The organism is Proteus sp. G2300 (assembly GCF_009915965.1).
In the GTDB taxonomy this organism is placed as follows: Bacteria; Pseudomonadota; Gammaproteobacteria; order Enterobacterales; family Enterobacteriaceae; genus Proteus; species Proteus vulgaris.
Genome location: NZ_JAABNK010000022.1, coordinates 228,224 through 242,377, shown reverse-complemented (window position 1 = coordinate 242,377; position 14,154 = coordinate 228,224). Strand labels below are relative to the sequence as shown.

Annotated in this window: 14 protein-coding genes; 1 reads left to right on the top strand and 13 read right to left on the bottom strand. The window is 39.3% G+C overall.

Features of this window, described 5'->3' with window-relative positions; all coding sequences use genetic code 11:
* Positions 1–1,203: autotransporter domain-containing protein (locus tag GWI97_RS11555; protein ID WP_237585389.1), on the top strand; the 1,203-nt coding region annotated here is incomplete at its 5' end.
* 77 nt (positions 1,204–1,280) lie between these two features.
* Here GWI97_RS11555 and GWI97_RS11550 read toward each other — a convergent pair.
* From GWI97_RS11550 to hyfE, 13 genes are all read right to left on the bottom strand, one after another.
* Positions 1,281–1,925, bottom strand: coding sequence for an ATP-binding cassette domain-containing protein (locus GWI97_RS11550; protein WP_036934314.1), 645 nt, complete (start codon positions 1,923–1,925; stop codon positions 1,281–1,283).
* A 34-nt stretch (positions 1,926–1,959) separates the two neighbouring features.
* Positions 1,960–2,763: an ATP-binding cassette domain-containing protein gene (locus GWI97_RS11545; protein ID WP_036934316.1), complete on the bottom strand. Its 804-nt coding sequence runs from the start codon at positions 2,761–2,763 to the stop codon at positions 1,960–1,962.
* Positions 2,757–3,569: an ABC transporter permease gene (locus GWI97_RS11540; RefSeq protein ID WP_036934317.1), complete on the bottom strand. Its 813-nt coding sequence runs from the start codon at positions 3,567–3,569 to the stop codon at positions 2,757–2,759. Before GWI97_RS11540 ends, GWI97_RS11545 begins: the two co-directional genes overlap by 7 nt.
* On the bottom strand, positions 3,566–4,549 hold the full coding sequence (locus GWI97_RS11535; RefSeq protein WP_072024192.1) for an ABC transporter permease: 984 nt from the start codon (positions 4,547–4,549) through the stop codon (positions 3,566–3,568). Before GWI97_RS11535 ends, GWI97_RS11540 begins: the two co-directional genes overlap by 4 nt.
* Complete coding sequence (locus GWI97_RS11530; protein ID WP_036934321.1) at positions 4,534–6,117, bottom strand: ABC transporter substrate-binding protein; 1,584 nt, start codon at positions 6,115–6,117, stop codon at positions 4,534–4,536. The genes GWI97_RS11535 and GWI97_RS11530 overlap by 16 nt, the downstream gene beginning before the upstream one ends.
* A gap of 403 nt (positions 6,118–6,520) precedes the next feature.
* A complete protein-coding gene (locus GWI97_RS11525; RefSeq protein WP_036934322.1) occupies positions 6,521–7,510 on the bottom strand; it encodes a glycosyltransferase in 990 nt (329 codons plus the stop codon).
* Positions 7,511–7,942: 432 nt separating this feature from the next.
* Positions 7,943–8,443, bottom strand: coding sequence for a hydrogenase maturation peptidase HycI (gene hycI / locus GWI97_RS11520; protein WP_036934324.1), 501 nt, complete (start codon positions 8,441–8,443; stop codon positions 7,943–7,945).
* Positions 8,440–8,850: a formate hydrogenlyase maturation HycH family protein gene (locus tag GWI97_RS11515; protein WP_036934325.1), complete on the bottom strand. Its 411-nt coding sequence runs from the start codon at positions 8,848–8,850 to the stop codon at positions 8,440–8,442. The genes hycI and GWI97_RS11515 overlap by 4 nt, the downstream gene beginning before the upstream one ends.
* On the bottom strand, positions 8,843–9,625 hold the full coding sequence (locus GWI97_RS11510; protein WP_036934327.1) for an NADH-quinone oxidoreductase subunit B family protein: 783 nt from the start codon (positions 9,623–9,625) through the stop codon (positions 8,843–8,845). The genes GWI97_RS11515 and GWI97_RS11510 overlap by 8 nt, the downstream gene beginning before the upstream one ends.
* Positions 9,622–10,176, bottom strand: a complete 555-nt coding sequence (gene hyfH / locus GWI97_RS11505; protein WP_036934329.1) for a hydrogenase 4 subunit H — start codon at positions 10,174–10,176, stop codon at positions 9,622–9,624. Before hyfH ends, GWI97_RS11510 begins: the two co-directional genes overlap by 4 nt.
* An 11-nt stretch (positions 10,177–10,187) precedes the next feature.
* The gene (locus GWI97_RS11500; protein ID WP_036934330.1) at positions 10,188–11,921 is read right to left on the bottom strand and encodes a hydrogenase large subunit; all 1,734 of its coding nucleotides are present in this window, start codon (positions 11,919–11,921) and stop codon (positions 10,188–10,190) included.
* Position 11,922: 1 nt separating this feature from the next.
* Positions 11,923–13,491: a hydrogenase 4 subunit F gene (locus GWI97_RS11495; protein ID WP_036934331.1), complete on the bottom strand. Its 1,569-nt coding sequence runs from the start codon at positions 13,489–13,491 to the stop codon at positions 11,923–11,925.
* A 4-nt stretch (positions 13,492–13,495) separates the two neighbouring features.
* Positions 13,496–14,146 carry a hydrogenase 4 membrane subunit gene (hyfE, locus tag GWI97_RS11490; RefSeq protein WP_036934333.1) on the bottom strand — a complete coding sequence of 217 codons (651 nt, stop codon included), beginning with the start codon at positions 14,144–14,146 and terminating at the stop codon, positions 13,496–13,498.
* Positions 14,147–14,154 lie beyond the last annotated feature (8 nt).

Here is a 14,154-nt window from a genome sequence, read left to right as displayed (position 1 = left end):
GAGCAAGAGCGCCTAGCTAAAGAGCAAGCCGATAAAGCCAAAGCCGAGCAAGAGCGCCTAGCTAAAGAGCAAGCCGATAAAGTCAAAGCCGAGCAAGAGCACCTAGCTAAAGAGCAAGCCGATAAAGCCAAAGCCGAGCAAGAGCGCCTAGCTAAAGAGCAAGCCGATAAAGCCAAAGCTGAGCAAGAGCGCCTAGCTAAAGAGCAAGCCGAAGAGAAAGCAGATACCAAACCACCCGTTGTGATCAGCAAACCTATCGACATTGAAAACACCTATAAATCAATACAATTAGTCGCTGAAAATGGCTATAAACTGATAGATATGCAACAAGGACAACTGCGCTATTTAGCTTCTGCAACCTGTTCTGTCGGTACTAAAAAAGCCTGTATTAGTGGGTTTGCGCACTACCAAAATGTAAATAAAGCCAATGCAACACAAACGGGGTTAAGTGGTGCTTATCGTTTTGATATTAACCATATTCCATTAGTTGTAGGGCTTGCCATTGATACAGATATCTCTTCTTCATTACCTAAAGGCTATCAATATCAAGGTTATGCATTACCTTTAATTGGTTTTAGCCTAGATTTAATACCCTCACTCAATGCTGAATTAAATAGCAATGCATTACATCTGTCATTAAAAGGCGCTTATTTAAATCGTAAAGTTTCTATTGAAAGACAAGCATTAGCAGATTCTGAATCAGGTAAAGGCAATAGTAAGATATCTGGTTATCACATTGATTTGCAAGGCTCTTATCCATACGCCATATCAAATGAATTTATGCTTACACCATTTGTAGGACTTACTTTTAATCAAATCTCACGTTCAGCTTATAGTGAAACTCAAAATGCCCAATTTGCAGCACACTATGATGCCCTCAAAATGCATTCATTATTAGCCAAAATAGGATTGGGTATGGATCATTTATTAGGTTCCTCTTTCATACTAAATACAAAAGCAGGATTACTGTGGAACTTATCACATTATCAAGGAAACTTCCGTAGCCATATTGACTATTTAGGTCAACAACAAATTGATTATTTAGAAAATAAAAAGCAGTTAAAACAACGTCCATTTGTTCATATTGGATTAATGTATCAAGTGGATAAACACTCATCTATTGGTACGAAAGCAAATTGGGAAATGACTACATATCGCAATCACGATATGCAATTTGGTATTGACTACACTTATCGCTTCTAATTCCTTATTGTTTTGTTTAGGGTTAATTTTAGCTGTATTATTTAGCTTCCTATAAAAATATAGGAAGCTCTTTTTTATTAGCTGATTGAAGAATTCAAATTTAAAATAGTAGAATTATTTTTTTCTTCATTAACCCACCACACCTTCGTCGATACTTTTTCAAGCAGTGCTTTATTGTGGCTAAAAATAATCAAACTTAAAGGACGCTTCTGACTTTCATCGATCAATACTTGCCAAATATCAGCTTGAATTTTCGCATCTAATTGTGCCGTGACTTCATCTGCAATCAATATTTGAGTACGAGGATCTAACGCACGTAATAACGCAATACGTGCCAATTCTCCGCCAGATAGTTCATTAGGTCTACGTGTTAACCATTCTGATTTTATTCTTAATTTTTCAAACCAATCTTTATCTGGCGACCAAGCATCACGAACACTATCTCCTGTTGTTCTAAACGGATTAAAACATTTATCAGGATGCTGAGGGACTAATTGAATAGGGCAATAACCCTTGTTAGATAATGGTTTGCCATTAACAAGAATTGAACCTTGAGTTGGTGCTTGCCACTGCGCTAGAACACGACCTAATGTCGTTTTTCCTGTACCGCTTGGCGCTGAAATACCCAGCCTTTCTCCAGCCTCTAACGAAAAGGAGAGATCTTGCCATAACACCTTACCTGCTTGCTGAACAGATAATTGTTTTAACTCTAAAAGTGGCATAAAGATAACTCCAGCAATAAGAAAGCTTAATAACTCAATATGATAATGGATTCAGTGATGTTTCTGTTTGACTTAGAAATTGTTGTTCAGGTAATGCATTCCAGAGTGCTTTTAACCATTCGCTACCTTCATGACGATTAAGCATTGTGGCAGGGATAACTTCATTAACCTCACCTTGATTGAGTACAGCTATCGTATCTGCGAAACGTGCGGCAAGAGCTAAGTCATGTGTTACCCAAAGTACAGATTTACCCTGATTACATAATTCTCTTAAGTGCCCTAATAATAGACATGCGTGCTCATCATCAAGCCATGAGGTAATTTCATCAGCCAAAATATATTGTGCGTTAGAGAGTGTTGCGTTACAGGCTAATACGCGTTTTGCCATCCCCCCTGAAAGTTTAGCTGGGTATGTTTTCACTAACGAGCCTGAAAGGTGATAAAGCCCCAATTGCTGCACAATATCATCCGATGTCACTTCAGCACCGCTTAAATGCGCTGAGCGACTTAATTGTTCACCGATACAAATTAAAGGATTAAGTGCTGTCACTCCCTGAGGAATATAGCAAAAAGTATTTCCTCGATAAGCAATAAGTTCTCGTTCACTTAATGTATGCCCATTCAGTTTAATCGAGCCACGAACTCGCATATTAGCAGGCAAAAGTCCCAATGCACTTTGAAGTAATAAACTTTTACCTTCGCCACTTCCCCCCACTAATGCCAACATTTTACCCGGTTTAATATCCAGAGAAATTGATTTTAGCAACGGTTGCCAATTTCGTTTTCCCAACCACCGAAATTGGGCAATATCAATGGAAAGCTGCTCAAAACTTAACATCCTGCCCCTCTTAACCACAATTGTTGCATTGCCTTAGCAAATTGATCGAAGATCAACACTAAGCACATCAAAATAAGTCCCGGAAACACAACCATCCACCAAGAGCCGGTACTTAAATAACGTAATGCGTCAGATAACAGTAAACCTAAAGAGGGCTCATGAGCAGCTTGCCCAAAGCCTAAAAAACTTAATGCCGCACTATGTAATACCGCGTGAGGAAACATCAATAACGTTCCCACAATCCACTGCGGTAATAACATTGGAATGTAGTGTTTTTTTACACATTCAAAAGGTGAATTACCAATACGACGCGATAACATCACATAATCGGCCTCCCGAATACGTTGAATTTCGCCACGTAAAATCAACGCAAGTTTAGGCCAATGAGTTAATGCCACTGCCAGAATCACTCCTTGTTGCCCGCCCCCTAAGGTAAAGCAGATTAAAATCAATAGTAATAAATGAGGTAATGCTAAAAGCGCATCAACAACCCCTCTGACCAGAAAATCACAATAACGATTAATCGAGGAAATACCTGCAAACAACAGAGCAATAGCACCACTGACAATCGCACTTGTCACACCGATATTTAAACTGCTTAACATTCCTTGAAAACAACGTAACCACAAAGAGCGCCCCAAATTATCAGTACCGAACCAATATTGATCTGATGGAGCCTGATTTCTAGCCAAAAAATCCATTACGATATCAGTATGAGAAACAGAAAAGCCATACGTAACTAACCCAATTAATGCAAGGGAGACTAATAAAAGTCGTAACAAAGGCCTATTCGGATCGTAAATCATGAGTCTCGTAAAATTCCTTTATTAATACGTCGTAATAGTGTGTTAGAAATACTATTACCAAAGAAAATTAAAATAGTACTAAAAACAACAATCCCCATTAATAAGGGAATATCGCCTCGTAATCCTGCATCAACAGTAGCCTGCCCTAAGCCGGGATAAGCAAATACTTTTTCAGCCAAAAGAGAGCCACCAAGTAATTCACCAATTGATGCAAACTGTAAGCAAAGTGCGGGTGTAATGGCATGACGTAGAACATGAAATAGCATCATAGCCCAACCTTTATCACCTTGAGCCTTAGCAAAATGAATAAATTCACTGCCCATCACTTCAGCAACTTTTGCACGAGTATGCAGTGCGATATTCCCTGTGCCTAATAATCCAAGGGCTATCATTGGTAAGATAAGATGGGAAAAACGCTGACTTAATGTTGCTGTTTCTGCACTACTTCCCATCGGCCATGCACAACAAATTGGTGCCCAATGCAAAGTGACAGAAAACAACGATAACAGAAGCAATCCTACCCAGAATGTCGGTAACGAAGCTAATAAATAAGAGAGAGTAGAAATAATTCTATCCGGCCAACGATTAAGATATCGACCTGCGACTAATCCCATGACCACGCCAATCACACCAGAGAAGACCCAAGCTGAAAAAAGTAAAATAAAAGAAGGCCCTACACGCTCGCGAATAACCTCAATAACAGGCATGTTATACAACATAGAATAGCCAAAATCGCCTTGAATAATTTGACTAAACCAAAACCAAAACCGCATCCATAAAGGCTGATCAAGCCCCCAACGAGCTGCAATTAAAGGGTATTGCTCAGGAGGGACATTCAGTAAATCACTGCCGATATAAGCCTTAATAGGATCTATTGGTGAAAAACTTAATAAAATAAAAACACCTGCTGTTGTCACCAACAGCAGGCAAAATAATCGCAGGAAAAAACCTGCACTGTGACGTATTACTGACAAGTCCACTTCCAAGTATCTACGCTATTTAATAATGACCATGAACCATGAATTTCAGGCGTTCCTGTTCCCAGATCAACACAGGGGTTCGTCAGGTAAGTATGTTGCACATTCATCAACCAAGCCCAAGCGGCATCACCTTTTACACCCACGCCGTTTTTCCCATCCCATTCTACTGCTTTCCAATGAGGAACTGCTTCTTGCCATGTATGGGCATCCAGCGCAGCTTGTAGGTGTTTCTCGACTTCAGGATTTTTGTAATAACCTGGATTATAATAACCAACGCCAGCAGCATTAGCACTGTAGTGATGATATAGTTCCATAGGATCAAGACTGCCCCAGCCAAATAAAGTCGGATTTGAGTGCATATAACGTTCTACTGTATCCCAACTTCCTGATTTAAGATCCATTTGAATACCAAGAGGTTGCACTAGCGCACGAATTGACTCAGCTAAATCGCGACGAGTTGCATCACCGCTGGTATACCACAGGGTTAATTTAGCTTCTAAACCATCTTTTTCACGAATGCCGTTTTTATTGGGTTTCCAACCTGCATCTTCAAGAATTTGCTTGGCTTTTTCAACATCACCATCTTTAAAGGCTGCATCTGTTTGATCCCAAGGTAAACCTTTCACTCCGGTATACGCAGGAATAGCATAACCATCAAGCACTTGCTCTGATAATAATTTACGGTCAAGAGCGTAGTTAATGGCTTTTCGAATGGCGATATCTGCGGTGATATCATTACCAATATCATAGCCTTGCGCATTCTTTTCACCTGATTTTACCATTGGAAAAACAATACCGCGGTTTTCAACACTCGGTCTTTCCCATAATTTGGTATTTGGTAAATTCTTAGCCATTGCCGCCGTTGCTGGTGGGATACGCACAATCCCTAGCTGTCCACTTTGAGCAGCAGCAAAAGCGGCATCTTCATCAAGGAAAACGAAAATGAGTTTTTCAAAATCGTTTTTCTGCCCGGCATAATAAGGGTTAGCTTCAACTATTAATTGCTGACCGGGTTGGAAACTGACCATGCGATAAGGACCAGCACCAATTGGTTTTTGTGCATAGGTTTTTTCATCATACTTATCTGCAGAAACAATACCTAAAGAGCCAAGTACGTTCACAAACGTACTTTGTGGTGCTTTTAAGGTAATAGTGACATGTAAATCATCATCTGCTTTTGCAGAAAGAAAATTCCCCATATCTACTTTACCGCCACTTGCAGCCGCATTGTTATAAGTAAATACGATATCTTTTGCTGTGATAGGTAGACCATCAGAGAATTTTAAATCAGGCTTTAACGTTAATTTCCATGTTTTACCATCTTCACTTGGCTGATAGTCACTTAACATATTGCTATACCAAGAGAGATCCGCATTTTGCTTTAATAATGGGCTATGAAGAAGTAAATAGCTCCCATGACTCCACCCCAGCATGGGATCAAAACCTTCTGTGGGTTCTTCACCAATAGCCAATTTCAGCGTTTGAGCGGATGTTGCAAAAGGGATACTAAGTGCGGCTAAGCAAGTTAAGGTTACTAATGATTGCCGCCAACCAAACCGAATAGACATAAAAACATTCTCCGATTTTTTAGATACGACTTATCACCAGTCTCTAATCCCATAAGAAAAGAGGCTGAAATAAGATAAATAACAATGATGATTACGATGCTCAGCAATTGTTGCAGATAAAGAATAAATCAGTGGCATCATAATAAATTTTTTTATTCAACTACTCGAATAATATTCGACAGTTTATTGATTTTACATAAACTTTTATTAAGCAATAATACTCATTATGACAAACTTCTAGCGAGTGCACAGTATTTTTCTAATAAATAAGTTATATATTTACCATTGAATTTATCAGTGAGCGTAAAACGAAATAAAGTGACTTTTTAACGAAATTAAATTATTTCATTTTATTTAATATACAATGAAAATAAAAAAGGCACATTATTGTGCCCTCCTACGATTAGGAATTTAATATTTTCTTTAATTTAAAATAGCGCCGCCCTAAACGCCAACGTAATCTAAAATTTTTCGCATTTTTCCAAATTAATAACCATATTCCTCTATCAAAAAACTCTTTAACTATTTGTTTTTTAACTTCAATAGATTGAATAGAATTGATTGAATGAATAATCCCCAAACCTTCTTTTGCGATTTGCCAATAACATGCATTGATATTTTTCGCGACTTCCTTATGCTTTTGATTAATAGCATCAAGCATCTCTAATATTTTCATGTAATTACGAATTGTTCGAACATGAATAGTATCATTAGGTGTCGTATGAGAAATGGATTCAGAATGAATAAAGTAGTCATAGTAACGCTCATCAATATATTTAACACGCTTCGCTGTTAATAATACTTCTGTTGTCCATGGAATATCTTGATGATGTAAGCCAGGTTCAAAATAATAACCATGAGCAAGTAGAAATTCACGTCGATACATATTTAACCAAGTTACATGTAAGAATTTCTTAGAATTTAATGCCATTTTTAGCCATTGTGGTCCCGTTAAAACATCGGTTGAATGTAATCGACTAGATGGGAATATAGGACGAGAAGGACGTCCATCGGCATAAACATAATTACCATTACAAGTTAAAATATCTAAATCATCATTTTTAGCAATATTAAGCATTCTATCGTACATATTAGAATGAATTACATCATCAATATCAGGAAAAACAATATATTGTCCTTTAGAAATATTAAATCCTATATTACGTGCAACAGAAACACCTTGGTTTTCCTGATCAATAATAGTGACATTAGGAAATCTGTCTTTCCACTCTTGTAAGATTTTAAGTGAGTTATCTTTAGAACCATCGTTAACTAAAATAAGTTCCCAATCATCCAATTTAATAGACTTTAACCCATTGAAAAATTGATATAAAAATTTCTCTCCATTATAAATGGCAACCACAATACTCAGTTGAGGTATAGAAGAAAACATAACCCACCTTTTATATTCTTAGCAAAGAAAAGAAGCTTCCTCCTAAATAGTTAGTCTTTAAAATTAAAAAAAAAGTAATGAAATACTAAACTAGTATTCATTAATTCTTAATAAAAAATTAATTTTCAACTAACTAAAAGTGGAATTTGTATTTAATCAAGATAAGTATAATTAACTTCTTTTAATCTCTTATGAAGAAAGGGTTAAGGTGGTTTGTTTTTTAAAAGAAATAACTAAAGGAAAAATTAAGGTTAGCACATAAAAAGCATGTTATTAGCGCTATAACTTTATTTATTAATGAGTAATATAAGTATTATTAACACTCATTTTTATAGCTAATGAACAGTATCGGTGTCATTAACGAAAAACATCCGCAAAGCGGATGTTTTAGTTTTTATTTATATCTATAATTTTTGGATACTTGTTCTATTTTTATTCTTCGATATCTTCTTCATCACAAACTTCAAGTTCAGGAAAGTAATCAATTCGCCAAGACTTGATCCCTTGATAAACTTCATCAACAGCATTTTTGACCGCCTCGGTCATTGGGTAGTAAAAACCGACTAAATCGGGTTGGATCCCTAAAAAAGTGATATCAGGAATATCATCTTTTAATTGATCGATAAGAAAATTCAGCGGCATATTATGGGTGCTCATAATAAACATTTCCGCTATATAATCAGGATCTATCACCCTAATTTCGCCGGGATTTAAACCAATATCAGCAGCATCAACAATGACAACACATTGAGGTTGTAACGCTCTTACTTGATAAGAGACATTTTCAGGCGCGCTTCCCCCATTAATCACAATCCATCCCTCAATGGGATCAGCTTCCATTAACTCTGCAAGCAGAGGACCAGCTCCATCATCGCCCATCATGCTGTTACCGACCGTTAATACCACTTTAGGTGCTGTCATTGTGTTACTCATGGTTTTCTCTTTACAATCAAATAAATCGCAGGTTCTGCGTAGATCTCACCCAATAATTTAATTAGTGTTTGACTCCATTCACTAAAAATAGGATCGTCATTTTTAGTGAGAGGATCGAATGCCAATGCTAACAAGTGAGTATGTTCTGAATTAATATTGATTTCGCCAAATGTTAGTAATCCCTGCATTTTGCGCTTGGCTTCACCTTCAGGTAATAAATCAATCCACGCTTTATATTTTTCTAAAGGGCAAACTAATTCCGTTTTTAAACAGTCAATCATTCCCACATGGTGGCCAATTGCGAGTGAATAGTACATTACCTGTTGCGCTTGTTCAGGAATATCATCATCGCTATCAACAAACTTTTGTCTTAATGACCAAAAATAAACTTTAGCGTCATCAGGCATAAATTCCTCCTTGGCTTAATGAATAGACCAGACGTTTTACAATCTCTGATAAACGAGGATCGTTAGCTTGTCTCAACCATGCATCAACACGACCACTCACTTCTTGAATAGTGGCGCCTTCTAATAAGGTGAGGAAATGATCACTGATTTGTCTTCCTTGATAATAGCCAGCTAAACGACGTGCTTCACGCTCAATCATCACTCTAGCATCTAAAGGAATAGAAGGCAGAATTAGAGACGCTTTTTCATTCTCTACTTCAATGTGCGATTCGCCTTTTAATTTTTGGTCTAACAAACCCAGTGCAACAGCAAATCCATAAATCGTCGCCGCAGGTGTCGGAGGGCAACCGGGGATCCACACATCAATAGGCACGATAGATTCGCTACCACCCCATACACAATAGAGATCGTGGAAAATACCGCCACCACAGCCACAAGCGCCATAAGAGATACAGATTTTTGGATCTGGCGCTGATTCATAAGCACGTAATGCAGGAACACGCATCTGGCGCGTGACTGCGCCAGTAAATAATAAAATATCAGCATGACGAGGTGAGGCTACCACTTTGATACCAAAACGTTCAGCATCAAAAACCGGTGTAATTGCGGAGAAAATTTCAATCTCACAACCATTACAACCACCACAGTCAACACGATAAACATAAGCTGAACGCTGAATATCTTTCAACAATGTTTGTTTTAGCTTTTGCACCTGATCATCAAGGGTGATCGGTTGGCTAACATGATGATTAATGGGAATTTCTGGTAGACTCATTTTATTGTACTCCCGATCTCGCCCATACTAATATTTTCACGGCCATCAGATAACAAGTTATGTTTACGCTTACATTCAGGGCAGGTTTCAAATTGCGGTCGCATTGCTTCCACGGTATTTTCATCCCAACCAGATTGCACTAATAACGCCATCGCATATTCAACGGATTTTTTAGGGGTAAATGGCTGATGACACTCACGGCAATTCAATAACTTAAACGTTCCTTTAATATAAAGGTCTGATTTTTTCGTCACCGCCGTTTCAAACATATCCGATAAAACAATCGCTCTTGTTGGGCAAACTTCTTCACAACGACCACAGTAAATACAGCGACCAATAAACAGTTGCCAGTGACGCTCACCTGTTTCTAAATTGGTTTCCATAGTTAATGCATTAGCAGGACAAGCCGCAGTACAAGCACCACAAACAATACACTGCTGTGGATCATATTCAGGCTTTCCTCTAAAGCCATCGGGTAAATCCAAAGGCTTAAACGGATATTTGGTCGTTGCTTCGCCTGTTTTGATTATGGTTTTAAACAATTTTAACATCGTTCATTCCCTCACTTGAGCGGCGAATTTTTACGTTCGATGCTATAACGTTCAATTTCTTTATAAGAAACTGTTTTCGATTTACGTTTTTTCACATCGACGAGCGTTACCCTGTCAGTACAGGAATAGCAAGGGTCAAGGCTACCGATAATCAATGGCGCATCGGATACGGTATTTCCTTGCAACATATAACGTAATACAGGCCAGTTAGCATAAGTCGCCGCACGGCAACGCCAGCGGAATAATTTTTGGTTATCGCCCAACATACTCCAATGAACATCCTCACCGCGGGGTGCTTCGGTAAAGCCCAATGCAAATTTATAAGGTTGATAAGTGAAGCCTTCCGTTAATAACGGGCCTTCTGGCAGATTATCTAAAGCATATTCAATCATAGCCATTGAATCCAAGACTTCTTTAATACGAACCATCACACGGGAGAATACGTCGCCACCTTCATAACTAAAGAGAGTCAGTGGAAGATTGCCATAATCGGCAAATGGATGGTCAAAACGCACATCACGTTTAAAGCCACTCGCTCTGATCATAGGACCTACAGGACTAAAATCACGGGCAACCTTTTTGTCTAAAATACCCACACCAACAGTACGCTGTTCCATATTAGGCGCAGTGAGAAGAACATCAACAAGTTCAGTAACTTCACGACGCATTTCTCTTATTAATTGAATGGTTTTAAGGCGCTGATCTTTTAAGATATCGCGACGAATACCACCAATTAAGTTCAAGCCATACGTTTTACGTGCACCAGTGAGCATTTCTGCAATCTGCATTGATTTTTCACGAATGCGGAAAAACTGCATAAAACCAGTATCAAACCCCGTAAAGTGACTGGCTAAACCAATATTTAATAAATGACTATGAAGGCGTTCAACTTCTAATAAGATTGAACGAATGGTATGCGCACGACGAGGCACTTCAATGCCTAACGCATTTTCAACAGAAGTCACATATGCCACGCTATGTGTAAAACCACAAATCCCACACACGCGGTCTGATAAGAATGTCACTTCGTTATAACCCATACGGGTTTCAGCCAGTTTTTCCATACCCCGGTGAACATAGAACATTCGGTAATCAGCATCGACAATATTTTCACCGTCTACGAATAAACGGAAGTGCCCAGGTTCGTCTGAGGTAATGTGCATTGGGCCAATAGGTACTACGCGCGCATCTTGCTTACCGTCATTCACAAACGGGTAAGTCTCCGTTTCTGTCGTTGGTGCTGGACGTTGACGATAATCCATTGCATCTTTACGCAGTGGATACATCTCTTCAGGCCAGTCATCTGGAAGCACTAAACGGCGCTCATCAGGTAAACCTACAGGAATGAGTCCATACATATCACGAATTTCACGCTCCCCCCAAACAGCGGCAGGTACACGTGGTGTTACTGATGGAAATTCTAACGTGATTGGACTGACATGGGCTTTAACCACAACCCAGCATTTTTCACCCTCTTCCATTGATAATGCGTAATAAACGGCATAATCCCCATTTAAACTACGCTCATCATTGCCAAATAAAACAGGTAACCAACCCCCTAAACCGTAATATAGATACTCCACCACTTCAGGAAGTGATCCCGTTTTTACTGTTATCGTCAATTGATCAGCAGTTTGTCGCTCTTCATCAAGGACAGCTGATGGGAATTTCTCTCGAACTTTGGCAACATAATCTGCACCCAGTTCTTTTCCCTCTTTTCTACTGACATAATTTTGGTAGCTCACGTTACATCTCCTGAACTGATGTGGATTGATTGCTGATTAAAGTTGTTGGCCATGCATAAGTTGGTGACTCATTTTTATCGAGATTCATCACGATATTAGCGGCATTTTCTAACAGCTCGCTGACAGGTTTAGGAATATGAGTTCCCATTAACAGCATAAGGGCAATCAAAATGACCATTGGTAATGTGGTTAAAATCCCCAGCTCACCTTTAGCAACAACATCAGGTTTTGGACCAAAAACAGTTTTAGCCACCATACGAACTAAACCACCTAATACTATGGTTAGTAACAATAATAGTAGAATAGTTAAACCGATGTGTTGAGAAGCTAAACCTGCCACAACAATCATAAACTCACTGATAAAGACGTTGAATGGAGGCATGCCCCCTAACGCTAACGCACCACCAGCAAAAAGGGCTGCACTTAATGGCATCACTTTAAACATGCCTTTCACGACATTTAAATCACGCGTACCGTATTTCAATAACACGTTACCAGAGCCACAGAACAACAGCGCTTTCGCTAAACTGTGGTTTAAGGTGTGAAATAAAGCAGCCAAAATACCGATTGGTCCGCCAATCCCTAACGCGACGGCGATTAATCCCATGTTTTCCACACTGGAATACGCTAAAAGACGCTTCATATCGCGCTGAATAAGAATAAAGAACGCCGCAATAGCCACAGAGAGGAAGCCAAAAATTAACAGTAAGTTACGAGTGAACTCGGTGCCAATAGCCGCATCAATAATGATGTAGTAACGAATGATGATTAATAGTGCACAATTCAGTAACACCGCCGATAACAGCGCACTGACAGGGCTTGGTGCTTCACTGTGCGCATCGGGCAACCAAGCATGCATAGGGAATAACCCTGTTTTGGTACCAAAACCGATTAAAATAAAGACAAAAGCTAAATGCATCAGTGTTGGATCTAACTGGTCTGTATATTTCAACACTTCAGTCCAGAAGATAGCCTGATCTGGATCAGGCATAAAGCTTGCGGCATTGGCATATACCAAAATAGTACCGAAAAGACCAAACGCCACACCCACACTACAAATGATGATGTACTTCCACGCTGCTTCCAGAGAAGAACGTTGACCATAAATTCCGACTAAGAATGCAGAGCTTAGGGTTGTTGCTTCAATGGCCGCCCACATTAAGATCAAGTTATTACTCGTGATTGCTAATAACATGGTGAATAAAAATAGGTGGAAGAATCCATAGTAGTTACACAAAGTGCGTACTGAGATTTCACCCTCATCCACTTCGTGACTCATATAACCAATAGAATAAAGCCCCGTTAAAAAGCCGATAATGCCTAAGATGGATAGGAATAATGCGCCTAGGCTATCAACGTGAACCCAATTAGCAGCAGCCAATATTTCGCCATGAGACATGACATCTGCCACAGTCCCTAACGCAGCGATTAACAATACGGTGATACCAATAGCATGAATACCCGTCACAACAGGACGCGCACCCGCTTTTAATAACGGACTTAGAAACGCCAGTATTGAAAATACCAACGGTGCAAACATTAAAATAGTTAACATGGTTGTTTGGTTCATCTCCTCACCCCTTCAGCGCGGTCAGTTGATCCACGTTCAGTGTGTTGAGCGTGCGGTAAATCTTACGAGCCAACACTGCCATTACAATCACAGCAAAGATGGCGTCAGTGGCGATACCGATTTCGACTAGTTCTGGTGCTCTCCACGCTAATAGTGCCAGTGTTAAGTGAGAGCCGTTTTCCATTAAGCAGTAACCAAAAGCTTGTTTTAGGATATTTCGTTGAGTCACGATACAAAGCAGACCCAACATAAAGTGTCCCAAAGAAACTGCGAGTGCAGGTTTCAAATCGACAACCATTGGTATTTGAATTGGCTCAACCACAAACCAGCTTAGAATGACGATAACAGCCGCCAACAACATTAAGAGTGCAGGGCTAATAACACTGATATTCGCACTAGGATCCGATAACTTACGGAATGCAAATCCTAAAATAAGTGGCACAAGCAGAACTTTAGTAAAGAAGGCGGTAATTGCCCACAGAGTCAGTTGGTGTGCATCTAACGTATTGGCCAAGGTGACAAAAATCATCACCAAGACGAAAGATTGCAATGCATAGAACCAACAAGAAGCAATCGGCTTTTTCGCGCCAATGACCAATAGCGAAGTTATCATCATTAACCCCGCCAAATTGTTTACGATAAGTGCTCCAGTCATGATTTATC